1 pseudogene is annotated in these 288 nt (G+C 48.6%); it reads left to right on the forward strand.

The annotated features are described in order from the left end of the window. Positions 1-288: pseudogene (locus tag BHE89_RS24620) on the forward strand (serine hydrolase); the annotation flags it as partial.

Consider the following 288-nt stretch of genomic DNA (forward strand, 5'->3'; position numbering starts at 1 on the left):
CACACGAGTGGTTTTCCGCGAGAACAACCTGGTGGAAAATGGGGAAGACCTGTTTTTATATGGCCAACGCATGGCGACCGCTGGAACTGGCTGAAAAAAAGCGACACTGACAGCTACCGCAGGAGAGCAAGCGGCTTATTCAAACCTAGCTTACGATCTATTAGCGGATGCCTTGGTAAAAGCATCAGTAAAGTTACCCTCAACTTTTACAGCAATATGTCACTCAGCCCGCCGGTATGACTAATACCACATTGACGCCGACACCAGCACAATGTCAACGGCTATTAG

The organism is Shigella sp. FC1967, assembly GCF_001743005.1.
GTDB lineage: Bacteria > Pseudomonadota > Gammaproteobacteria > Enterobacterales > Enterobacteriaceae > Proteus.